The sequence below is a fragment of the Rhizorhabdus sp. P4_G6 genome (assembly GCF_056401045.1).
In genome coordinates, this window is sequence record NZ_JBFUKC010000007.1 from 66814 (window position 1) to 88090 (window position 21277).

The window sequence follows — 21277 nt, forward strand, 5'->3', positions numbered from 1 at the left end:
ATTACCGCCGTCCGCCCTTGTGGCGGATGTTCGAAGGCCGCCCTCGCCTGCCGGTCATCGGCCGCGCCCTGCCCTTGCCGTCCCGCCGCGCACCGCCGCGGATCGGCAGATGGTTCGCGCCTTCCTCCAGCTCGAAGCGCAGCGAACCGTTGATCGGGCTGGCCTCGACCAGCCGCAGCCTGAGCTTCATGCCCGGGAAGTAGCGCTCCCCGCTTTCCTCGCCTTCGAGCGAGCGCGACGCCTCGTCATAGCGGAAGCGCTCGGCGCCGAGCGTCGAAACCGGCACCAGTCCGTCACCGCCGAGACCTTCGACGGTCGCGAAGAAACCGAACGGCTGCACGCCGGTAATCCGCGTATCCAGGATCTCGCCGATCTTGGTCGACAGGAAAGCCGCGACATAGCGGTCGATGGTGTCGCGCTCCGCTTCCATGGCGCGCCGCTCGGCCTGACTGATCAGCTCGCCGATCGCGGTCATCCGCTCGGCCTCGTCCTCGGTCAGGGCCGTCCTGGCCGGTATGTCGCCGGAACGGCCTGGCCCAACGAGCTTGGGCTTGCCGCATTCCAGCCGGTAGGCGCCGACCAGCGAACGATGGACGAGCAGATCGGCATAACGCCGAATTGGACTGGTGAAATGCGCGTAGCTGCCCAGAGCGAGTCCGAAATGGCCGGTATTGGCGGGTGCGTAATAGGCTTGGGTCTGGGAGCGCAGCACCTGCTCCATGATCTGCGGCTTGACGGCTTCGTCGGTGATACGCCCCAGGATATGGTTGAAGGTGGCGGGACGCACCACCTGCCCCAGCGCGAATTCCATGTCGTAGGTCGCCAGATAATCCTTGAGCGCGACCAGCTTCTCGCGGCTTGGCGGCTCGTGATCCCGGTACATCACCGGAGCCTTCTTCGCCTCGAGCGCCTTGGCGGCCGCGACGTTGGCCGCGATCATGTAGTCCTCGACCAGACGGTGCGCGTCGAGCCGCTCGCGCGGCGCCACCGACAGGATGCGCCCCTTTTCGTCGAGCACCACGCGTCGCTCCGGCAGGTCGAGATCGAGTGGCTCGCGCTTCTCGCGTGCGTTGAACAGCGCTTTCCAGCACGCCCATAGCGGCTTGAGCGCGGTATCGACCAGCGCCGGATCCCAGTCCGTCGCTCCGGTGGCGGCGTCGATAGCCGCCTGCGCGTCCTCATAGGCGATGTTCGCCGCGATCCTGACGACCGCACGTGTAAAGCGCCAGCCCGCCAATGTGCCATCGGCCTTGACCGTCAGGTGACAGACCAGCGCGGCGCGATCGACGCCCTGCTTCAGCGAGCAGATATCCGCCGAGAGCTCTTCGGGCAGCATCGGCACCACCCGGTCCGGGAAATAGACGCTGTTGCCGCGCTTCTTCGCCTCGCGGTCCAGCGCGGAGCCGGGGCGCACGTAGAAGGACACGTCCGCGATCGCCACGATCGCCCTGAAGCCGCCGGGATTGGCTGGGTCATCGTCGGGCATTGCCCAGATCGCATCGTCATGGTCGCGCGCATCGGCAGGATCAATCGCGACGATCGGCAGGTCGCGCAGGTCCTCACGGTCCTCGCCAAGGTCGAGCCGCGGGACCAGCTCGGCTTCTTCCAGCACCGCTTCGGGGAAGACATCCGGAATGCCGTGCTTGTGGATCGCCACCAGGCTGAACGAGCGCGGCGCGAACGGATCGCCGAGACGCTCGGTCACGCGCGCGGTGATCCGCGGCGGCCGGCCGGCCTTTTCGGCCAGCACCAGGTCGCCCGCATCCGCATCGCCCGCGTCGGAGACGAGGGTGTCGCGCTTCTCGCGCTTGTCGACCGGGCGCAGCCACAGCTTGTCGCCCTCGCGGTGGAGCACGCCCAGCATCAGTTCCTCGCCACGAGCGAGCTTCTTCATGGGATGGGCGATCCAGCCGCGGCCGGCTTCCTCGGTGCGCGCCAGGATGCGGTCGCCGACGCCGAGCGCGGGCCCCTTGCGGCCGCGCAGCTCCTTGACCCGCAACTGCGGCGGAGGACCATTTTCGCCATGCCAGGTTTCGGGCACTGCCAGCGCGACGCCTTCATCGGTGACGTCGGTCACGCGCAGCACGGTGACCTTGGGAATGCCCCCCATCTTATGGAAGGCGCGCCCGCGCGCGCTGTCGATCAGCCCTTCGTCGGCCATGTCCTTGAGCAGCGCCTTGAGCGCGATCTTCTCATTGCCCTGCAAGCCGAAGGCACGGGCGATTTCCCTCTTGCCGGCGGGGACGTCCGACTTCGCGATGAAATCGAGGATCTGGTCGCGGCTCGGCAGGCCGGGGGAAAAGGAGCGAGGCATCGCCATGACATAGGTGCCGCGGACGCATTCGTCACGCGTGCTGATTGCCGCAGTTCGATATCCGTCAAACGCTATTGCGATTGATTTGCAATCTAAATGCCGCTAGCTCATCGACATCGACAGGAGTCGGCAGGTCTGATGATGCACGCAACACTCGATCGGAGAGCGGGATTGGAGAGCGAAGCGCTCTTCTTTGTCGACATGCCCGATCCTGCACGCGGCCAGATGCTGATCCGCCCCGTCGAGCCACGCTTCGCCTATGGCGAGCGGAGCAGTCCGAACTGGCCGATGATCGTCACGATAATCGTGCTCCATGCCGCTGCGCTGGTTGCCCTGGTCAAGCTGGATGTCATCCAGGTGGCAAGGGCGAAGCCGGCCCCGCTGGTCATAGACCTCATCTCCGAACCGGCACCGCCGCCGATCGTCGAGCGCCCCAAGCCCGAACCGGTCGTCGAGCAGAAGATCGAGCCACAGCCGGTGACGACGCCTCCGCAGGTCGTCCAGACGGTAGCGCCGCCGCCACCGCCGATCCTGGTGGCAGTGACGCCGAGCCCGCCGAAGCCGGTGCCCGTCGTTCAGCCATCGGCCGGCCCGATGAGCGTGAGCGATCTCGAAGCGCGAATGATCGAGGGCAAGCCGCCACGCTATCCGGTGGAATCGCGCCGCAAGCGGGAGCAGGGCACGGTGCAGCTCCGCCTCCTGATTGGCACCGACGGCAGTGTCGAACAGGTTTCCATCGCGCAGAGCAGCGGCTTCGACCGGCTCGATCAGGCCGCGCTGCTGGCTGCGCGCGGCTGGCGCTGGCAGCCGATGATCCGCGACGGCGCCGCGGTCGCGGTGCGTGGCATCATGTCGATCCCGTTCGTCCTGAAGAGCTGACCTCGCCATGATGCTGGCTGTTCCCGGCGTGCTGCAGGGCCGCACCCTCGATCATGTCCGCGATCTCGTGACCGCTGCGGAATGGATCGACGGGAACGACACCTCCGGTCATCAATCGGCGCTCGCCAAGCGGAACCGTCAGCTGCCCGAAAACTCCGCTGCCGCGCGTGACGCTGGCTCGACGATCCTCGATGCCCTCGGCGGCGCCCCCCGGTTCATCGCCGCGGCCCTGCCACTCAAGGTGTTTCCGCCGCTGTTCAATCTTTATGGTGTTGGCGACCGCTTCGACACTCATGTCGACAGCGCGATCCGGGTGAAGCGGGGCAGCGACTTCCGTATCCGCGCCGACCTGTCAGCCACGCTCTTCCTCTCCGATCCGGACAGCTATGACGGTGGCGAACTCGTCGTCGAGGACCTGTTCGGCACGCATAGCGCCAAGGGCGCGGCGGGCGACCTGGTCGTCTATCCATCCTCCAGCCTGCACCATGTCACGCCCGTCACCCGCGGCGAGCGGCTCTGCGCCTTTTTCTGGATCCAGAGCATGGTGCGCGACGACGGCGCGCGACGGACGCTGTTCGACCTAGATGGCGCGATCCAGACGATCGCCCTCGACCGCGGCCAGGACGACCCGGCGATCATCAAGCTGACCGGTGTGTATCACAATCTGCTGCGGCGCTGGGCCGAGGCGTGATCTCCAAGCCGTAAACCTCGCCGGAGTGACGGCGGCAGTCAGGCCGCGCGGTTGGCCCGGCGCGCCTTTTCCAGCTTCTTGAGCACCATGTCGCGTTTCAGCCGCGACAGATGGTCGATGAAGAGAATGCCTTCGAGATGGTCCATCTCATGCTGCAGGCACGTGGCCATCAAGCCCTCGAGCTTCTCTTCATGCTGCAAGCCCTGCTCGTCGAGCCAGCGCGCATGGATCACCGCCGGCCGTTCGACCTCGGCATATTGGTCGGGCACCGACAGGCAGCCCTCATTATAGACGGAATGATCGTCGGATGGATCGAACAGTTCGGGGTTGATGAACACGCGCGGCTGCCGGATCGGCTTGCCCTCCGCGTCTTCCTGCTCCTGAAGATCGATCACCAGCACCCGCTTGGGCACGCCGATCTGGATGGCCGCGAGGCCGATCCCGGGCGCGTCGTACATCGTCTCTAACATGTCGGCGATCAGTGCCCGCAGCTCATCGTCGATGCCATCGACGGGCTTCGAGATGGTGCGCAGCCGCGGGTCGGGCGCTTCGAGGATAGGACGGATGGCCATCCTGTGGAGCTAGGTAATCGGGGCCGAATCGTCAAGGTGGCTGGCGCTCAGGACACCGGACGCCTTGCCCTGAGCGCCTGCGCCAGCGTCCCTTCGTCCAGATAGTCCAGCTCGCCGCCGACCGGCAGGCCATGCGCCAGCTGGGTCAGCCGGATCGGCAGGGTGTCCAGCCGGTCGGCAATATAATGGGCGGTGGTCTGGCCTTCGAGAGTGGCGTTCATCGCCAATACCACCTCATCGATCCCGCCCGCCGTCACCCGGCCGATCAGCAGGTCGATCGAGAGATCCTCGGGCCGGATGCCGTCCAGGGCCGAGAGCCGCCCGCCGAGCACATGGTAGCGCCCCGGAAACAGCCGCGAGCGATCGAGCGCCCAGAGATCGGCGACCTCCTCGACCACGCAGAGCATCCGCGCATCGCGGCGCGGATCGCTGCAGATGCCGCAAGGGTCGCTGGTGTCGACATTGCCGCACAGATGACAGCTGGTGAGCTTCTCGTTCACTGCCTCCAGCGCGCGCAGCAGCGGCGCCATCGCACCTTCGCGCTTCTTGAGCAGATGCAGCACCGCCCGGCGCGCCGAGCGCGGGCCCAGTCCGGGCAGCTTCGCGAGCGCCTGCGTCAGTGTCTCGATTTCCGGAGATGCCATGCGCTTATCGATATGGGCTTGCATCATCGCATGGCAAGCGTTTCAGAGGAGCGATGCGTATCGCCTTCATGGGAACCCCCGACTTCGCCATACCGACGCTCGACGCGCTCGTCACGGCGGGGCACGAGATCGTCGCGGTCTATTGCCAGCCGCCGCGCCGCGCCGGACGGAAACAGGCGGTGCTGCCCTCTCCCGTCCAGGCCCGCGCGGAGGCGTTGGGCCTGGCGGTCCGGCATCCCGTCAACCTGCGCGATGCGGAGGCACAGGCGGCCTTCGCCGCGCTCGATCTCGATGTCGCCGTGGTCGCGGCCTACGGCCTGATCCTGCCGCAGGCGATCCTCGATGCGCCGCGGCTCGGCTGCGTCAACGTCCATGGCTCGCTGCTGCCACGATGGCGAGGGGCCGCACCGATCCAGCGCGCCATCCTTGCCGGCGATCCTTTCACCGGCGTCACCATCATGCAGATGGAGCGCGGACTCGACACCGGCCCGATGCTCGCCAAGGTCGAGACTCCGGTCGATGCGAAAACCGGCGGCGCGCTGACCGATGAGCTCGCCCGCAGCGGCGCCGCCCTGATGGTGGAGGTGCTGGCGGACATGACCGCCTTCCCGCCTGTCGCGCAGCCCGAAGCCGGATCGACCTACGCACCCAAGATCGACAAGAGCGAGGCCCGCATCGACTTCCGCGAACCCGCCGGGCAGGTCGAGCGCCAGATCCGCGCCTTCAATCCAGCGCCCGGCGCCTGGTTCGACTATGCGGGCGAACGCATCCGTATTCTTGCCTGCGACATCGTCGATTCCAACGGCCTGGCCGCGCCGGGCGAGGTGATCGACGATCGGCTGACGGTGGAGTGCATCGCCGGTGCGATCCGCCCGACCCGCGTCCAGCGCGCGGGCAAGGCGGCGATGAGCACCGCGGAGATGCTGCGCGGCTTCGCGATACCGGCGGGCGCCAATCTCGCGGCGCCATCTTTCGAATGACGCGGTTCCGGCTGACGGTGGAATATGATGGCCGCCCCTTCATGGGGTGGCAGCGCCAGGCGCACGGGCCCAGCGTCCAGCAGGCGATCGAGGAGGCGGTGACGGCGATCACCGGCGAAACGCCGCCGCTCCATGCCGCGGGCCGTACCGATGCAGGCGTCCATGGCCGGGCCATGGCGGCCCATGTCGATATCGCCCGCGCCATCACGCCGTTCCGGCTCGGTGAAGCGATCAACGCTCGGCTGCGCCCCCTGCCGGTTGCCATCCTCGCCTGCGAGGCGGTCGACGACGATTGGCACGCGCGCTTCTCCTGCGTCGGCCGGCGCTACATCTACCGGATCGTCAATCGCCGCGCGCCGCTTACGCTCGAGGCCGGGCTCGCCTGGCAGGTAGCCGCGCAGCTCGATGCAGCCAGCATGCACGAGGCCGCGCAGCGCCTCGTCGGCGCGCATGACTTCACCACCTTCCGCTCGGCCCATTGCCAGGCGCTGAGCGCGCTCAAGAGCCTCGACCGGCTCGACGTGCGCCGCGACGGCGAGATCATCGAAATCGAGGCGGCGGCGCGCTCCTTCCTCCACCACCAGGTCCGTTCGATGGTCGGCTGCCTGATGCTGGTCGGACGGGGCAAGTGGAGCGCGGACGACCTGTCGGATGCGCTGGACGCGCGGGACCGAGCCCGGCTCGGCTTCAACGCGCCACCCGATGGGCTCTACTTCATGGAAGCGGTATATTCCTGAGATCTCCGCGCACGGCGAGGATTTCTCAGCTCCGTCCCACCCCGAACAGGCTCGACAGCGACTTGTCGAGCATCATCAGCTGCCACAATAGCCGGCCATGGTCGCTGCGGCCGCTTTGGTGCTCGGTCACGATCGTGTCGAGCGCCTTGCCGTCGAACCAGCCGGTCTCGCTCAGCGCGGAGCCCCGAGCGATCCTCTGGGCCTCGGCTGCGAGCGGGCCGCGGAACCAGGCGCTGATCGGAGTGGCGAAGCCCATCTTCTTGCGGAACAATATATCGTCGGGCAGGTAGCGCCGCATCGCCTGCTTCATCAGCCATTTGCCGGTCGCGCCGCGCGCGCGCATGCCCACCGGCAGCCGCGCGCCGAACTCGATCAGCCGATAGTCGAGCAGCGGCTCGCGCGCCTCCAGGCTCACCGCCATGCTGGTGCGGTCGACCTTCGTGAGGATGTCGCCGGGCAGCCAGATCTTGAGGTCGGCATATTGGGCGCGGTCAAGCCCGTTCCGTGCCGGCGCCGCACGCATCGCGGCGATGTAGCGATCCTCGGCGCGGTGGCCCTGCAGCTCGGCGCGCGCGCCATCCGAATAGATGCGCTGGCGCAGCGGCTGCGCCGTCACGCCGACGGCGTCGGCATAGGCTTCCTCACCGGACCGGCCGAGCGCCTGAAGGGTGCTCTTCGCCCGGAGCATCTGCGGCGCCCAGTCGAGCTTGGGATAGACGTGCCCCATCGTTCCGAACAGGCTGGCGCGCATCCGCGCCGGCAGCAGCCGGCGGATCTTCTCCTCGGTGTTGAAGAAGGTCAGCCGCCGATAGCCGGCAAAGGCTTCGTCCGCGCCGTCCCCGGACAGCGCTACCGTCACGGTTTCGCGCGCGAGTTGGGAGACGCGATAGGTCGGCAGCGCCGAAGCGTCGGCGAAGGGTTCGTCGAAGGCGCGCACCAGCGTGTCGATCAGCCCATAATCATCGGCCGAGACGATCCGGCTGCGATGATCGGTCGCGAAGCGCGCGGCGACCTGGGCGGCATAGCGTGACTCGTCGAAGTCGGGATGATCGAAACCGATCGAACAGGTCTTCACAGCCTTGGCACTGATCTCCGCCATGAGCGCGACTACCGCCGAGCTGTCGACGCCGCCCGACAGGAAAGCGCCCAGCGGCACATCGGCGATCATCCGGGACGATACGGCCGCGCGCATTTTCTCGATCAGCGCGTCCTGGAGCGCCGCCGCCGAACCCCGCTCGCGATCGGCGAAGCTGACATCCCACCACTGCACCGGGGCGGGCAGCGGCATGCCGCGCCTGAGCAACAGATGATGCCCGGCCGGGAGCTTCCTGACGCCGGACACGATGCAGGCGTCGTCAGGCACGTAGCCGAGGCCGAGATAATCGTCGATCGCGCTGAAATCCGGTGTCCGGCGCAGCAGCGGGTGGACGAGCAGCGCCTTGAGTTCGGAACCGAAGATCACGCTGCCGTCGGACAGCTCGGCATAGTGGAGCGGCTTCACGCCCAGCCTGTCGCGCGCCAGGAACAGGCAGCCGCGCCGGGCATCGTGGATCGCGAAGGCAAACATGCCGTTGAGCCGCGGCAGGCAATCGGGGCCCCAGCGCTCCCATGCCTGCAGGATCACTTCCGTGTCGCTGTGGGTGTGGAAGGCATGGCCGAGCGCCTCGAGCTCGGCGCGCACCTCCAGGAAATTGTAGATCTCGCCATTGAAGATCAGCACCGATTGGCCATCGTCGCTCGCCATCGGCTGAACGCCGCCCTCGAGATCGATGATCGACAGGCGGCGATGGCCGAGCCCTACGCCGGGCGCGATCCAGACGCCCTCACCATCCGGCCCGCGATGGGCGATGGCGTCGGTCATCGCGCGGATGCGCGCCTGGTCGACGGGCTTGGCCGTCTGCAGATGGAATATGCCGGCGATGCCGCACATCGCTTCAGCCGATCCCTATCATCGGATCGAGTGCACTGAGCTGCGCATCCCATCCGTAGCGCAGGATCATGTGCGCGCGCGCCGCCGAGCCGAGCCTGTCGCCGGCGGCCGGATCGGAGATCAGCTGGCTGACGGCATTGGCCATGTCATAGCCATTGGCCACGATCAGGTGCTCGCCGGGAACGGCGTCGATCCCCTCGAAGGCCGCCGGCGATGCGACCACCGGCCGGGCCATCGCCATCGCCTCCAGCACCTTGTTCTGGATGCCGCGCGCGATTTCGAGCGGCGCGACCACCGCGGCTGCGGCGGCTATCCACGGCCGCACATCCGGCACTTCGCCGGTGACGATGACATTTTTGAGCTTCGCCAGTTCCTGGACCGCGGAGGTGGGATCGCGGCCGACGATCGCGAACAGCGTGGCCGGATGCTTGGCGCGGATCGCCGGAAAGGTCCGCCGGGCGAAATAGTCGACCGCCTCGACATTGGGGCGATAGTCCATCTGCCCGGTGAAAACGATCATCGGCTCGGCGCCGGCGACGCGCGGGAAGCCGGCCGGATCGAACTTGGCGGTATCGATTCCATTGTCGAGCGCGCGGACATGGGACACCGCGAGGCCCGCCCGCCTGCGGAACAGCGCGGCCTCGGCCTCGCTGACGAACAGGTTGATGTCGGACCAGCGCCCGACATGATTTTCATATTGTGCGAGCAGGCGGCCCTCGCGCCGGTGGACCCAGCCCATCACGCCGCGCTCGGCGGCGCCATAGGTTGCGAATTTCTCTGAATCGACGTCGACGAAATCCATGATGAAGCGCCGCCCGCCACGTTCATCGGGCACGAACTGCGCCATCTGGCCCGAATAGGCGAAGATTGTATCGATCGGCCGCTCGTCGAGGAGGTTGTCCACCATGCGGCTGATGCGACCTGAGCCGAACGCCGTTACCGACACCGGGTCACCATGGACCAGCGCCTCGATGCCGGCCCGCAGCTTCGACTTCCGGCGCACCTCGACATGCAGCGAGGCGAGGATCGGCAGCAGTTCCTTCGCCGCCTTCTTGTCCTCTTCGCTGTCGACGAAGCCGAGCAGGTGCACCGGTCGCCGCCGCGCGATATGGCGCAATATGTGAAAGCTGCGGATCCGGTCGCCGCGATCGGGCGGGAACGGTATCCGGTGGGCGAGAAACATCACTTCCGCCATCAACCCAGCCCCCGGGCGATCCAGGGTCCCAGATGATTGGCGACGGCCAGCGGCAGCCTTTGCCACAGGGCGACCTGCAACCGGTAGCGCGGGTTCAGCGGATTGATCTCGCGCGGCTCCTGCCCATCGGCGGTGCGCGCGGCATAGGCGAGCGGCTCGGGCTCGAAGCCCCAATTCTTCTTGAAGGCGAAGGCGCCGGTGCCCAGTTTCGAGCGGCCGAAATCGAAGATCGTATAGCCGCGCCCGCGCGCGTGACCCATCAGCGCGAAATACATCATGTCGTTGGCGCGCCATGTCCGCGCGGCCCGGTTTCCGCCGCCCCAATAGGGCATCACCACGCCCTTGTGGTAAAGGCTGAGCACGCTCGACAGCGGCACTCCGTCATGGCTGACGGTCAGGATGTCCGCATCTCCGCCGAAGGCATCGAGCACCGCATCGAACAGCGCGCGGGGGAAGACCGGCGTCCCGAGATTTCGGACGCTCTCCGCATAGACGGCATAATGGTCGGCGCGGTCCTGCCGGGCCGTGCCGATGCGGACCTGCAGGTCAAAGCCCTGCGCGCGGCGCACTTCGGCGCGCTGCTTGCGCGGGATCGCCAGCAGTTCGGCTTCGTCATCGCGCGCGAGAGGCCGGGTGAAACCGGCATAGATGCCGCGCTCGACATGCCAGCTACCGCCCGACGGCAGCGTCCCTCCGCGCAGTTCGAGCGAAGGGCAGCTCAGTCGTTCGGCGAGCGACCAGCCAGCCTCCGCCAGGGCATCCACCACGACCTGATCGTCACCGATCGGCCCACCGCCCACCGCGAAGCCGGCCGAGGCCAGCGCGCGGCCGAACAGCGGCGAATGGACCTCGCTGAGCGGCAGCAGGCCAGCGATGCCGCCGCCACGTTCCGCCAGAAGATAATGTGCTCTCTGCCCGCAGCCGCGCTCGACCGCGCGGCTCCAGGCCGGCCGGTGAAAGGCGCTGCCGCCGGGATGCGTCGCGACATAGGCATCGATCGCCCGCAGTTGCGCGTCGTCGGACAGGTCGGCACGTCGGATCCTGGTCATCAAGTCAGGCTGCCCGTGCCGCTTCGGCAGCAGCCACCGCGTCCACCCTGTCCCATCGGAAATCGTAGATCACCCGATCGAGCTTTCCTTCCATCGCCCCCAGTCGTGCATAATGTCGGATCTTCGACTTGAGCGGCGCCTCGGCGACGCGCGGCTGGCCAGGATCGATCTCCCAAGGGTGGAAATAGAAGATCGCGGGCCGTTGCTCGGCGTTCACCTGCCGGATCGCCCAGCGGGAAAAGGCATAGGGAAACAGCCGAAAAAATCCGCCGCCGCCGGCCGCGACGATACGGCGCCGCAGGCGCGCAGTCGTCACCGGCAATTCGATCAGCGCACTGCCCTTTACCGGACGGAAGGCGAAGCGGGGCGCCTCGGGCCAGCCATAATGATCGTGCACGACCGGCGCGACGCTCGACGAATAGGCATAGCCTTCCTCGGCGAGGATCTCGTGCGCCCAGGGCGTGCGCCGGTCGATCGAGAAGCTTGGCGCGCGATAGCCCGTCACCTTCTGGCCGCCCAGATCCTCGAGCACGGCACGGGTGCGGCGAATATCCTCGCGGAACTGGTCGGGGGTCATCGCGAAAACGCGGGCATGGTCCCAGCCGTGGCTGGCGAGTTCGTGGCCGGCGTCGACGATGCGGCGGATCAATCGGGGATGGCGCTGGGCAACCCAGCCGAGCGTGAAGAAGGTCGCCTTGACCGCGCCACGGCCGAACAGCGCGATCACCGCATCGCTGTTGCGCTCGACGCGCGGGGCCAGCCCATCCCACTCGTCGCGGCGGATGGTCTTCTCAAAGGCCCCCACCTGAAACCAGTCCTCGATATCGACCGAGAGGCCGTTGACCACCATGGCCCGGTCAGGCCGCATCCTGGTTGCCGCCGCTGCCACTCCCCTGCGGCCCCTGCGGCGTCCGCGGATCATTTTCAACAAGCTCGACGAGCAGCGACAAAGTTCGCCGCAGGATGGCCTCCTGATCGGCAAGCCGTGCCTCAAGCTCGGCATTGCGCGCGGCATAATCGATCGCCTCGCTCGCCGGCGGAGCGGCCGGAGACGGCGCGGCAGGCTGATAGGCTGGCGGCTGGTAGGCCGGCGGCTGGGGCGTGGGCGCGAAAGCCGCATAGGTCGGCTGCGGCGGCGGGACGAACGTCTCGTAGCTGGGCTCGGGCGGCGGCGCGGCCGGCCGATAGACCTGCGGCGGCGCTGGAGAATAGGGAAGCGGCCCGGCCGCAGGCTCAGGCGCCGGCACCTGCTCCACGGCGCGCAATTGTGGACGGGCGGGCGCGAGCGGCGGGGCCGGTGCCATCGCGTCGGGCGGCACGAAGCCGTCATAGCGCGGCGGCTGCTCGATCGCTGGCGGCGGGACATTGTCGGGCAGCGCAGCGAAGGGGTCGCCGTTCATCGCATATCGCGGCGCCGGCTCTTCCTCGTCGAACGGCGCATAGCTGTCATAGGAAGACGGGGCCGGCGCGGCGGCCGGCGCTGGCATGGGCGAGGCCGGCATGGGCGAAGCCGGTGCCGGTGCCGGAAAGGCGGGCACCGCCGCGCCCATGACCGACTGCCCGACCGGGAGATCGGGATAAGGCTGCGGCATGGCCTGGGCCAGCGGTTGCGGACCTGCGGCTGGCATGATGCTCTCGCTCGCCAGATCGGCGGCAACGTCCTCGACCACTTCGCCGTCGATATCGGTCAGGCGCTCGATCGCACCCTGCAGCATCACGCGCCCGGCCAGCATGTTGAGCCGCCGGGGGATGCCGCCGGACAGGCGGTGGAACGCGTCATAGGCGTCCTGGGTGAAGCGCGGCGTTCCCTTCCAGCCGGCACAGGCAAGCCGGTGCATGATATAGGGCGCGGCTTCGTCGGGATTCATCGCCGTGAGATGATGGGTGGCGATCACCCGCTGACGCAGCTGCTCGAAGCGCGGCTGTCCCAGCGCGTCGCGGAATTCGGGCTGGCCGAGCAGGAAAATCTGGAGAAGCGCCTGACCACCGAACTGGAAGTTCGACAACATGCGCAGTTCCTCGAGCGCCGACATCGGCAGGTTCTGCGCTTCATCGACGATCAGCAACGTGCGTTTGCCGCCGCGTGCCTGTTCGTGCAGGAAGCGTTCGATCCGGGCGAGAAGCTGACCCTTGGCGGCGACATCGGTCGCCACGCCCAGCGCCAGCGCGACGATCCGCAATATGTCCTCACCCTCGAGCTGCGTCGAGACGAGGTTGATCGCCGTCAGCCGCGCTCGATCGATCGTCGCCATCAGCCGGCCCACCAGCATGGTCTTGCCGGTGCCGACCTCGCCGGTGACGACGATGAAGCCCTCGCCCTGCGCCAGGCCATAGCCCAGATAGGTCATCGCCTTGCGGTGGGTCGCACTCTCGAAATAGAAGCGCGGATCGGGTGTGAGCTGAAACGGCCTGTCGCTCAGGCCGTAGGGATCATGGTCCAATTCGACCCTCCCGACCGGCGCGGAGACGGCGCGGCATCAAAACTGGTACTGCACGCCAAGCTGCGCACGACCCGATACATCGGCTGTAACCCCGTCTTGCTTCGAAGATTCGATCGCCAGGCTGGCTTGCGCCCTTATTCCCCGTCCGAACGTCCGATAGTAATTGCTGCTCAACGAACCAGACAGCACATCCGATGCTCCCACCTGGCCGTTCTTAAACAAATTGCCGGAAAAAGAAAAGGAGACGCCCGAATTTCGCGTCAACTGGCCGGTCAAGGAGACATCGCCGAAGAAGCTTTGATCAACCACGCCATCCAGCGAAAAAAGCGTGCCGGGATCGTCGATATAGGTCCGCCGGGTGTAGCCCAGCGACGTGGCGACGCTCCATCTACGCATGCGATGGTTGAAGATCACGCTTGCGGCCCGCTCGTGATAGGTGCTGGCAGATGCCTGGCCAAGAGCACCGCCGATGCAGCGGCCCGTGCCCGGCGACTTGCCGAACAGGCAGTTCTGGTAGGAGCTGGTGGGATCGAGCGTTTGGCCGAGATCGAGATTGGCGGGCGCATCCGCAAGCCCGCCCGATACGCCCTGTCCGAAGCTCTCGATCCTGTCGGTCACGATAACCGTGACACCGCTCCGCTCGCTTGGGTGCATCTCCATCAGGCCCGTCACTGACAACCCGCCATAGCGATAGCCGGCGCGCGCCTCGAGCCGGGTGCGGCGGCTCGGCTTCCAGATGATGCCGGCATCGCCGATGAGGCCGTCCATGTCGTAGGTGAGCAGCCGGGGACTGGCGGGATCAACGACGAACCGTCCGCCCTTCCCGAGCACCGGCAGGCCGGTCAGCGGATCGACCAGCGCCCGGCGCTGCGAGGTGCGCGTTTGTTCATAGCCGCCGCTGGCCACCAGCGCGACGAAGTCGGTGATCGGTACCTTCACTTCGGCGGCCGTGCTGAAGGCGCGGAAATGCTGGGCCAGATTGCTGGTGTTCTCGCGCCGATATTGCGAGCTGACGGACCAGTCGAACGGCAGCGAGCTGTTGTCCATGCCGAAATTCAGCGTGCCCTGCTGCGCCTTGCTATTGTCGAACCTGTCGGTCGGCAGGCCGGTCACGAGACCGCCGGTCTGGCCGCTTTCATTCTGCGTATAGGCGTAGCGGTAGGTCGCCGAAACGCCGAGATCGCCGAAGCGATGGTTGATGCTCGGCTGGATGAAGGCCGAATAGGTCTGGGTGAGGTTCTTTGGATTGGCCGAATCGAATTGCGGGGCGGCGCCGCCTGCCGCGACCCGGCTGCGGGTGACGATAGCGCCGGTATCGACCGCCAACCATTCGTCGACGACATTGGCCTGCAAGCGCATTACGCCGTCCTGCGAGACGCTCTTGCTGATGTCGCCAATCTCGGGGATCCGGTAGCTCAGCCGATAGCTCGCCGAAGCGACGATCCGCCGGTTGTTGATCCGCGCCATCGCGCCGCCGGAGACCTCGGTATAGGTTACGTCGTCGCCACCGGCCCCGTTGAGCTGCATCTCGCCGAGCTGCTGCAGATCGAGAAACGCACCAAGCTCCGGGCGATCCGCATGGGCCGCGCCGCAAAAGACGCTCCCCGCGAGGAGGCCCAGCATGACTCGCGATGTAGGGCTGCTCATCGCGGCGCTTCGTAACCGTAGTAACTGCCGAAGCGGCGCGCGTTCGGCGCGAAGCGCGCGCCGTTGAGGAGAAGCTGAATCTCCTCGCAGCCGCCCAGCAGCAATACCGCGTCGCGCAACTCGGCTTCGCCGGTCCGGTCGGCGCGAACCACCAGCAACACCTGTCCGACATGATAGGCGAGCACCGAAGCCGGCGACGCCGCAAGCGCAGGCGGACTGTCGAACAGGATGATGCGATTGGGCTTGGCCGACAGCCGCTCGATGATCGCGCGGGTGCGATCAGCGGCGATCAGCTCAGTCGCTTCATTGGTGTATTTCCCGGAAGGCAGGACCGACAGATTGCCCACATCGGTCTTGATGATCAGCGTTTCGACATCGATATCCGTATCGGCCAGCGCGTCCATCAGTCCCACCGGGCCATCGATGCCGAGGGTCGACAACACCGTCGGCTTGGCGAAGTCTCCGTCGATCAGCAGGACCTCGATATCGCGTTCATTCGCCATCGAGAGCGCCAGGTTGACTGCGCAGAAAGTCTTGCCCTCATTGGCCTGCGCCGAGCAGATCAGGATGCGGCGGCCATTGGGCAGCGCGGTCGGCCCGATCGCGTTCAGCAGCAGCGTCCGCTTGACGATGCGGAACTCCTCGGCAAGCGCGGTGATCGCCGCATCGGGCATGACGAAGCCCTGGTCGATCAGGTCGGCGCGGTTCACCTTGGCCGTGCGGTAGACGATATCGGGCGAAGGCAGCGCCGCCGGCTCCCTGTCGGCGACCGGTGCGGCAGCCGACGGGGGCGCGGCATTGCCGCCACCGCCAAAGCCGAGCGTGACCGCCGAGAGTGGCGGCGCAGCGATTGTCGCCACGTCAGCTTCCGGCAACGCCGCCGGCATGGGCGTCGGTGCCACCGGCGGGTTCAGCGGTACGTCGACGACCGTGCCCGCGGCGATGCCGTCCGGCATTACGACCCGGGCACGAAGCACCGCTTCGAAGTCGTACACGGACCCAGCCCGCTCGATCAGCGAACCGCGCCCCCGACGCTTCTTGGGAGGCTGTTTGCCCGTGTCGTCCCGCCCGTCCATGCGATCAGGATACCATGATATGCTTAACGAATTCGATCAGCATCAGCAGCATGAACATCCCCGGCAAGCCGGCGGCAGCCGACGAAAACCACATCATCTGCTTGCGGCGGACAGCACGCGTCTCGGCGGTGATGACCTCCGAAATCGATCCCAGCACCGGCAGGCCGCTGGACTTGGCGAGCTGCTGGGTGGTCGTAAAGACGTTCGACAGCTGGCTCTTGGCGAAGGCAACACCCGAACCGACCGCCACCCCGGCGATCAGCACGGCTGTCAGCAACATCGTCCGGTTCGGGGCCGCCGGCTGGTTCGGCAACGACGGCTGGTCGATCACTCGGAACCGCACGCCATCGGTCTTGCCCGTGGCATCCGCCCGCAGCTTGGCGGATTCTCGCTGGGTGAGCAGCTTGTTGTACTGATCGCGCAGCACATCATAGTCGCGGTCGAGGCGGGACTGGTCGATCATCTGTCCCGGCGCAGTCAGCTGGCGCTGGGCGATCAGGTTGACCGCTGACTCCAGCTGGCTCTTGCGCGCGACCAGCGCCGACACATTGCCCTGGCGCTCCGCCTGCATGGACTTGATCGAGACATAGACGGGGTTGGGCGCCATCGGCACCGACGCGTTGCCGCCGCGCGCCTTTTCCGCGCGGAGCTGCGCCAGCTGCGCGCGTATCGCGATCACGTCGGGGTGCTTTTCGGTCCAGCCGCGCGATATCGCCTCCGACAGCTGGCCCTGCAGCTGGCCGATCCGCTGGTCGAGCGAGTCGATGCCGCCGACCGAGCCCGCCGGAATGCTAGCCGGCGTCGCCGCGAGCTGCCCGTTCATCGCGGCGAGCGATCCCTGCGCCGACATCAGGTTGGAATCGATCGTAGCGAGTTCGTTGCGCGCCGCATCCATCCGCTGGTCGAGCGTCCCCGAGCCGGGCAGCGACCCCATCGTCTGCTGGGTGATCAGCGCCCGTTGGCGATCGACATCCGCCAACTCCTTGGCGCGCCGCGCCAGTTCGGCGTCGAGAAAGGTCAGCGTCTCGCTGTTGCTCGTCCTGCTGCCGACCAGATTCTCGGAAACGAAGATATCGATCAGTTTCTGGGTGACGTTACGGGCGATATAGGCCGTCTGCTGCTCGGATACGCCCTTCAGGCTGATGCGTGTCTTGATCTCGAGCAGGTCTTCGCCCTGCGCGGTGATCGAGATTCCGCTCCGCAGTGCGCCGATCAGCGACATCGCCTCGGACGCAGTCAACGGCCGCTCCCCGTTCGAGACGCTGCGCACGACCCGTTTCAATATCTCGGTCGAGGTCAGCGATTGGCGGACGCGATCGATTCCCTTCTGGACGTCGCCCTCGCTGCCGTCGCCGAGCAGTGACTTGACCTGCACCGAAATCCGCGCGCTGCTTTCATAGGCGGCGGGAACGCGCATCACCATCACCCAGCCGACCATGCAGAAAGCCCAGGCAACGGCGAGCGCCAGCCAACGCATCCGCCAGATGGCATAGAGCGCAATCCTGATCTCGGTGTAGATCGCTTCCATCGATTAGCCTGCCGCCCCCACGGTCATCCGATCGGCCTAGAAGGCACTCTCGGGGATGATGATAACATCGCCCGGTTGCAGCTTCACATTAGCCTTGATGTCGCCGCGCTTCAGCAGGCTGTCGATCCGCAGCTTGAACTCCTGCTGCTGATTGGTCGCCGGATCGTGCCGGACCAGTTTCGCCCGGTTGCCCGCGGCATATTCGGACAGTCCGCCGACCGCGATCATCGCATCGAGCAAGGTCATGTCCGAGCGATAGGCGACCGATGCCGGCTTTTCCGCTGCGCCGACGATCCTGATCTGCTGGGCGAAAGTGCCCGAGAAATTGTTGATGATCACCGATACGATCGGATCCTTGATGTAGGTCGACAGCGCGTCGCGGATGTCGTCGGACAGCTTTGCCGGGGTTTTCCCGACCGCAACCATGTCGCTGATCAGCGGCAGGGTGATCCTCCCGTCAGGACGGACCTGAACCGATGCACCGAGCTCGGGATTGCGCCAGACGAACACGGTCAGCGCGTCGAGCGGCCCGATCGTATAGTCCTCACCCGGCATCGCGCCGGAGGGCACGAAGGGCGCAGGCGGCAGCTCTTTCTCGGCGGCGTGGACGGGTCCGGCAAAGATCATGCCTGCGAGCATGACCGCTCCCGCCAGCTTCCTCATCGCAGCACCGAACGCCATCTTACTTCCTCCAGGGCAAACGCGCCCGTCAGCGGACTTCCGCGCGCCCGCTATACGCCAAGCATGTCCTCATAAACATAAACGATGAACATATGCTTAGGAATCACACGATTTCAGTTCCGTCTATGGTTAATTCGCGCGCCGGCGGATGACCGAGGAAAGCCTGCGGGCTCGCCGTAGCGCCATAGGCGCCGGCAAGGAACAGCGCGACGACATCGCCGACCTCGGCCGGCGGCAAACCGACATGGTCGCCCAGCCGGTCGAGCGGCGTACAAAGGCACCCCACCACCGACACCTCCTCGACCGCAGCCGGCAGGGGATTTTTTACCAGTGAAATCGGATAGTTACGCCTCACGACAGTGCCGAAGTTGCCGCTCGCCGCCAGCTGATGATGCAGGCCGCCATCGACGATCAGGAAGATTTCGCCATGGCTGAGCTTCCTGTCGACGATGCGGGTCAGATAGACTCCCGCCTCGCCGACCAACCAGCGGCCGAGTTCGATTGTAAATTCTGTGTCGGACAGGATCGGCGGCCGTTCGCCGAGCTCACGTGCCAGAGCCTTGCCCACGATATGTTCGTCGAGAGCGGTATCTGTCGCGAAATAGGGAATTCCGAAGCCGCCGCCGAGATTGACATGCGGTGGCGGAACGCCGCTTTCCTCTCCGATTCGACCGGCCAATGCGATGGAAGAACGCTGCGCCTCGACGATCGCTTCGGCATCGAGCGCCTGCGAGCCGGCGAAGATATGGAGGCCGCGATAGTCCGCGCCGGCCGTCGCAATGCGATGTACGATGGCTGCGGCCTGATCCGCATCCACCCCGAACGGCTTGGCGCCGCCGCCCATCTTCATGCCCGAGCCCTTCAGCTCGAAATCGGGATTGATGCGCAGCGCCAACCGCGGCGTCCGTCCGATCCCCCGGCCGATCGCGATCGCCCGCTCGGCTTCACCGGCGGATTCAAGGTTGAGCGTGATTCCCGCCTCAATCGCCATGGCCAGTTCGCGGTCACGCTTGCCTGGCCCCGCAAAGGATATGCGCAACGGATCCATCCCGGCCTCGAGCGCGACCTGCGCCTCCCCCGCCGAGGCCACGTCGATACCGTCGACCAAGGCGGCGATCGACGCCACCAGCGGCGGATGGGGATTGGCCTTGACCGCATAATGAAGCGACACGCCTGGAAAAGCGGCGCGAAAGCGGGCGATACGCGCCCGAACGACTGCCAGGTCATAGACGAACAGCGGAGTGTCGCCGGCAAGCCCGACCCAGTCCGCAGCTGTGCGGCCGCCGATCATCAGTTCGCCATCGCGCCAGCCATAGTCGGCCGGGATCGGGCCCATTGCCTTCATGCCCCCGCCTCCATCTTCAGCGCGGCCCGGTCAAGCTTGCCGTTGGCGTTGCGCGGCAGTTCGTCGCGCCAGATCACCCGTGCAGGCTGCATGAAGCCCGGCAGGTTACGCCTTAACCAGTCGGAAAGGCGCTGTTCGGCGCCCTCCCCCACAGGCCGCGCATAAAGCAGGATCGCCTGCCCGAGCCGCTCATCGGCGATGCCCAGCGCCACCGCCTCGGCCGCCGCGCCGCTGGCAATCGCCGCCTCCTCGATTTCGGTGGGACTGATGCGCGTGCCCATGCTCTTGATCATCTCGTCGTCGCGGCCGACGAAACGCAGCAGGCCGCCGGCATCGCGCACCACAGTGTCGCCGGACCAGACCGCCATCCCACCATAGCGCGATGCGGCGGGCGCGGGCCGGAAGCGTTCGGCGGTCCGCTCCGCATCGCGCCAATAGCCTTGCGCCACCAGCGGCCCGGCATGGACGAGTTCGCCGGCCTCGCCATCGTCCGCCACGCTGCCGTCGGCGCGGACGACCAGAACCTCGGCGAACGGGATGGCGGATCCGATTGAATCGGGATGGCGGTCGATCAGCCCCGGATCCAGATAGGTCGAGCGAAATGCCTCGGTGAGGCCATACATCGAGAACAGCCCGGCCTGCGGGAACAGCGTCCGCAGCCGGCGCACCAGCGGCACGCTCATCCGTCCGCCGGTATTGGTGAGCCGCCGGATCGGCGCGATGCTCTCCGCCGGCCAATCGGCTTCGGCAATCTGTATCCACAGCGGCGGCACCCCGGCCAGGGTGGTGATCCCATGCCGCGCGACGGCGCGGACGACATCGCGCGGAGTGAGATAGTCGAGCGGATAGACGCAGCCGCCCGCCGCCCATGTGGAGAGCAGCTGGTTCTGGCCATAGTCGAAGCTGAGCGGCAGGACGGCCAGGGTGCGGTCATCGGGGGCGAGGCCGAGATAATCCGCGACACTGATCGCGCCCAGCCACAGATTGGCATGGCTTAGCATCACCCCTTTCGGCCGGCCGGTCGAACCCGATGTGTAGAGGATCGCCACGAGCTCGTCGGGATCGGCCGATGACGGCGGCAAGGACGCCGCCGTGTCGAGCAGCGCGGCGGCGTCGGCCAGCTCGTCCAGCAGGGTGCAGCCTTCGGGCCAGTCGCCCTGCTCGAGCGTTGCGATCCGCCCCTGCCCGGCGATCAGCAGCCGCGCACCGCTGTCGGCGAGGATATGGGCTACCTGGCCATGTTTGAGCAGGGGATTGATCGGCACATGCACGAGCCCCGCGCGCGCCGCGGCCAGCGGCAACAGGCAGGCAAGCCGGTTCTTGGCAACCCAGCTGGCGACGCGGTCGCCCGGCTCCAGGCCCCAGGCGCGCAGCCCTGCCGCGAGAGCGCCCACGGCGCGGTCGAGGCCGGCGTGATCGAGCGCGCCCGACCGGTCGACAAGGGCGGGGGCATCGCGCGCACCGATCAGGGCAAGATGGTCGAGTGGGCGGGTAGTGGGATCGAGTTCAGTGGGCATCGGTACAACAGCTAGCTTATTTCGCACGCCAATCCTTGTCCGGATTGCGCG

The 21277-nt window shown here is 66.8% G+C and carries 17 protein-coding genes and 1 pseudogene; 4 read left to right on the top strand and 14 right to left on the bottom strand.

Annotated features, from left to right (window positions below; all coding sequences use genetic code 11):
• Position 1 precedes the first annotated feature (1 nt).
• Positions 2-2320: a ribonuclease R family protein gene (locus tag AC1DPF_RS09635; protein WP_477960959.1), complete on the bottom strand. Its 2319-nt coding sequence runs from the start codon at positions 2318-2320 to the stop codon at positions 2-4.
• A 132-nt stretch (positions 2321-2452) separates the two neighbouring features.
• Here AC1DPF_RS09635 and AC1DPF_RS09640 point away from each other — a divergent pair, with 132 nt between their 5' ends.
• Positions 2453-3193 (top strand): energy transducer TonB, encoded by a 741-nt coding sequence (locus AC1DPF_RS09640; RefSeq protein WP_477960961.1) that lies wholly within the window; start codon positions 2453-2455, stop codon positions 3191-3193.
• 7 nt (positions 3194-3200) lie between these two features.
• Positions 3201-3884, top strand: coding sequence for a Fe2+-dependent dioxygenase (locus AC1DPF_RS09645; RefSeq protein WP_477869660.1), 684 nt, complete (start codon positions 3201-3203; stop codon positions 3882-3884).
• Between the two features lie 38 nt (positions 3885-3922).
• On the opposite strand, the gene def is transcribed toward AC1DPF_RS09645, so the two are convergent.
• Both def and recR read right to left on the bottom strand, forming a co-directional pair.
• A complete protein-coding gene (gene def, locus AC1DPF_RS09650) occupies positions 3923-4456 on the bottom strand; it encodes a peptide deformylase (RefSeq protein WP_477960963.1) in 534 nt (177 codons plus the stop codon).
• Between the two features lie 47 nt (positions 4457-4503).
• Complete coding sequence (gene recR, locus AC1DPF_RS09655) at positions 4504-5100, bottom strand: recombination mediator RecR (protein ID WP_477869656.1); 597 nt, start codon at positions 5098-5100, stop codon at positions 4504-4506.
• A 53-nt stretch (positions 5101-5153) separates the two neighbouring features.
• On the opposite strand from recR, the gene fmt reads away from it, so the two are divergent.
• Both fmt and truA read left to right on the top strand, forming a co-directional pair.
• Entirely contained in the window at positions 5154-6080 is a 927-nt protein-coding gene (gene fmt / locus AC1DPF_RS09660) for a methionyl-tRNA formyltransferase (RefSeq protein WP_477960965.1), read from the top strand.
• Entirely contained in the window at positions 6077-6817 is a 741-nt protein-coding gene (truA, locus tag AC1DPF_RS09665) for a tRNA pseudouridine(38-40) synthase TruA (RefSeq protein WP_477869652.1), read from the top strand. The genes fmt and truA overlap by 4 nt, the downstream gene beginning before the upstream one ends.
• A gap of 25 nt (positions 6818-6842) precedes the next feature.
• On the opposite strand, the gene AC1DPF_RS09670 is transcribed toward truA, so the two are convergent.
• The 11 genes and pseudogenes from AC1DPF_RS09670 to AC1DPF_RS09720 all read right to left on the bottom strand — a co-directional run bounded on the left by AC1DPF_RS09670 (position 6843) and on the right by AC1DPF_RS09720 (position 21226).
• Positions 6843-8747 (bottom strand): XrtA/PEP-CTERM system amidotransferase, encoded by a 1905-nt coding sequence (locus tag AC1DPF_RS09670; RefSeq protein WP_477960967.1) that lies wholly within the window; start codon positions 8745-8747, stop codon positions 6843-6845.
• Positions 8748-8751: 4 nt separating this feature from the next.
• Positions 8752-9942 carry a TIGR03087 family PEP-CTERM/XrtA system glycosyltransferase gene (locus AC1DPF_RS09675; RefSeq protein ID WP_477960969.1) on the bottom strand — a complete coding sequence of 397 codons (1191 nt, stop codon included), beginning with the start codon at positions 9940-9942 and terminating at the stop codon, positions 8752-8754.
• The gene (locus tag AC1DPF_RS09680; protein ID WP_477869646.1) at positions 9942-10991 is read right to left on the bottom strand and encodes a FemAB family XrtA/PEP-CTERM system-associated protein; all 1050 of its coding nucleotides are present in this window, start codon (positions 10989-10991) and stop codon (positions 9942-9944) included. The genes AC1DPF_RS09675 and AC1DPF_RS09680 overlap by 1 nt, the downstream gene beginning before the upstream one ends.
• Positions 10992-10995: 4 nt before the next feature.
• Complete coding sequence (locus AC1DPF_RS09685) at positions 10996-11841, bottom strand: XrtA system polysaccharide deacetylase (protein ID WP_477961087.1); 846 nt, start codon at positions 11839-11841, stop codon at positions 10996-10998.
• Between the two features lie 634 nt (positions 11842-12475).
• Positions 12476-13432: pseudogene (locus tag AC1DPF_RS09690) on the bottom strand (XrtA/PEP-CTERM system-associated ATPase); the annotation flags it as partial.
• A gap of 36 nt (positions 13433-13468) precedes the next feature.
• A complete protein-coding gene (locus AC1DPF_RS09695) occupies positions 13469-15055 on the bottom strand; it encodes a porin family protein (RefSeq protein WP_477960971.1) in 1587 nt (528 codons plus the stop codon).
• A gap of 20 nt (positions 15056-15075) precedes the next feature.
• Positions 15076-16155, bottom strand: a complete 1080-nt coding sequence (locus AC1DPF_RS09700) for an AAA family ATPase (RefSeq protein WP_477869640.1) — start codon at positions 16153-16155, stop codon at positions 15076-15078.
• A gap of 4 nt (positions 16156-16159) precedes the next feature.
• Positions 16160-17683 carry an XrtA system polysaccharide chain length determinant gene (locus tag AC1DPF_RS09705; RefSeq protein WP_477869638.1) on the bottom strand — a complete coding sequence of 508 codons (1524 nt, stop codon included), beginning with the start codon at positions 17681-17683 and terminating at the stop codon, positions 16160-16162.
• 36 nt (positions 17684-17719) lie between these two features.
• Complete coding sequence (locus AC1DPF_RS09710) at positions 17720-18322, bottom strand: XrtA/PEP-CTERM system exopolysaccharide export protein (protein WP_477869892.1); 603 nt, start codon at positions 18320-18322, stop codon at positions 17720-17722.
• A gap of 145 nt (positions 18323-18467) precedes the next feature.
• Positions 18468-19709, bottom strand: coding sequence for a pyridoxal-dependent decarboxylase, exosortase A system-associated (locus AC1DPF_RS09715; RefSeq protein ID WP_477869636.1), 1242 nt, complete (start codon positions 19707-19709; stop codon positions 18468-18470).
• A complete protein-coding gene (locus AC1DPF_RS09720) occupies positions 19706-21226 on the bottom strand; it encodes an acyl-CoA ligase (AMP-forming), exosortase A system-associated (RefSeq protein ID WP_477960973.1) in 1521 nt (506 codons plus the stop codon). Before AC1DPF_RS09720 ends, AC1DPF_RS09715 begins: the two co-directional genes overlap by 4 nt.
• Positions 21227-21277: the final 51 nt, after the last annotated feature.

Coding starts and splice junctions, on each gene's coding strand:
- AC1DPF_RS09670 (WP_477960967.1), bottom strand. CDS start 8,747: ATGTGCGGCATCGCCGGCATATTCCATCTGCAGACGGCCAAGCCCGTC.
- AC1DPF_RS09695 (WP_477960971.1), bottom strand. CDS start 15,055: ATGCTGGGCCTCCTCGCGGGGAGCGTCTTTTGCGGCGCGGCCCATGCG.
- AC1DPF_RS09675 (WP_477960969.1), bottom strand. CDS start 9,942: ATGGCGGAAGTGATGTTTCTCGCCCACCGGATACCGTTCCCGCCCGAT.
- AC1DPF_RS09715 (WP_477869636.1), bottom strand. CDS start 19,709: ATGAAGGCAATGGGCCCGATCCCGGCCGACTATGGCTGGCGCGATGGC.
- recR (WP_477869656.1), bottom strand. CDS start 5,100: ATGGCATCTCCGGAAATCGAGACACTGACGCAGGCGCTCGCGAAGCTG.
- AC1DPF_RS09685 (WP_477961087.1), bottom strand. CDS start 11,841: ATGGTGGTCAACGGCCTCTCGGTCGATATCGAGGACTGGTTTCAGGTG.
- AC1DPF_RS09705 (WP_477869638.1), bottom strand. CDS start 17,683: ATGGAAGCGATCTACACCGAGATCAGGATTGCGCTCTATGCCATCTGG.
- def (WP_477960963.1), bottom strand. CDS start 4,456: ATGGCCATCCGTCCTATCCTCGAAGCGCCCGACCCGCGGCTGCGCACC.
- AC1DPF_RS09680 (WP_477869646.1), bottom strand. CDS start 10,991: ATGACCAGGATCCGACGTGCCGACCTGTCCGACGACGCGCAACTGCGG.
- AC1DPF_RS09720 (WP_477960973.1), bottom strand. CDS start 21,226: ATGCCCACTGAACTCGATCCCACTACCCGCCCACTCGACCATCTTGCC.
- truA (WP_477869652.1), top strand. CDS start 6,077: ATGACGCGGTTCCGGCTGACGGTGGAATATGATGGCCGCCCCTTCATG.
- AC1DPF_RS09640 (WP_477960961.1), top strand. CDS start 2,453: ATGATGCACGCAACACTCGATCGGAGAGCGGGATTGGAGAGCGAAGCG.
- AC1DPF_RS09645 (WP_477869660.1), top strand. CDS start 3,201: ATGATGCTGGCTGTTCCCGGCGTGCTGCAGGGCCGCACCCTCGATCAT.
- AC1DPF_RS09700 (WP_477869640.1), bottom strand. CDS start 16,155: ATGGACGGGCGGGACGACACGGGCAAACAGCCTCCCAAGAAGCGTCGG.
- AC1DPF_RS09710 (WP_477869892.1), bottom strand. CDS start 18,322: ATGCTCGCAGGCATGATCTTTGCCGGACCCGTCCACGCCGCCGAGAAA.
- fmt (WP_477960965.1), top strand. CDS start 5,154: ATGCGTATCGCCTTCATGGGAACCCCCGACTTCGCCATACCGACGCTC.
- AC1DPF_RS09635 (WP_477960959.1), bottom strand. CDS start 2,320: ATGGCGATGCCTCGCTCCTTTTCCCCCGGCCTGCCGAGCCGCGACCAG.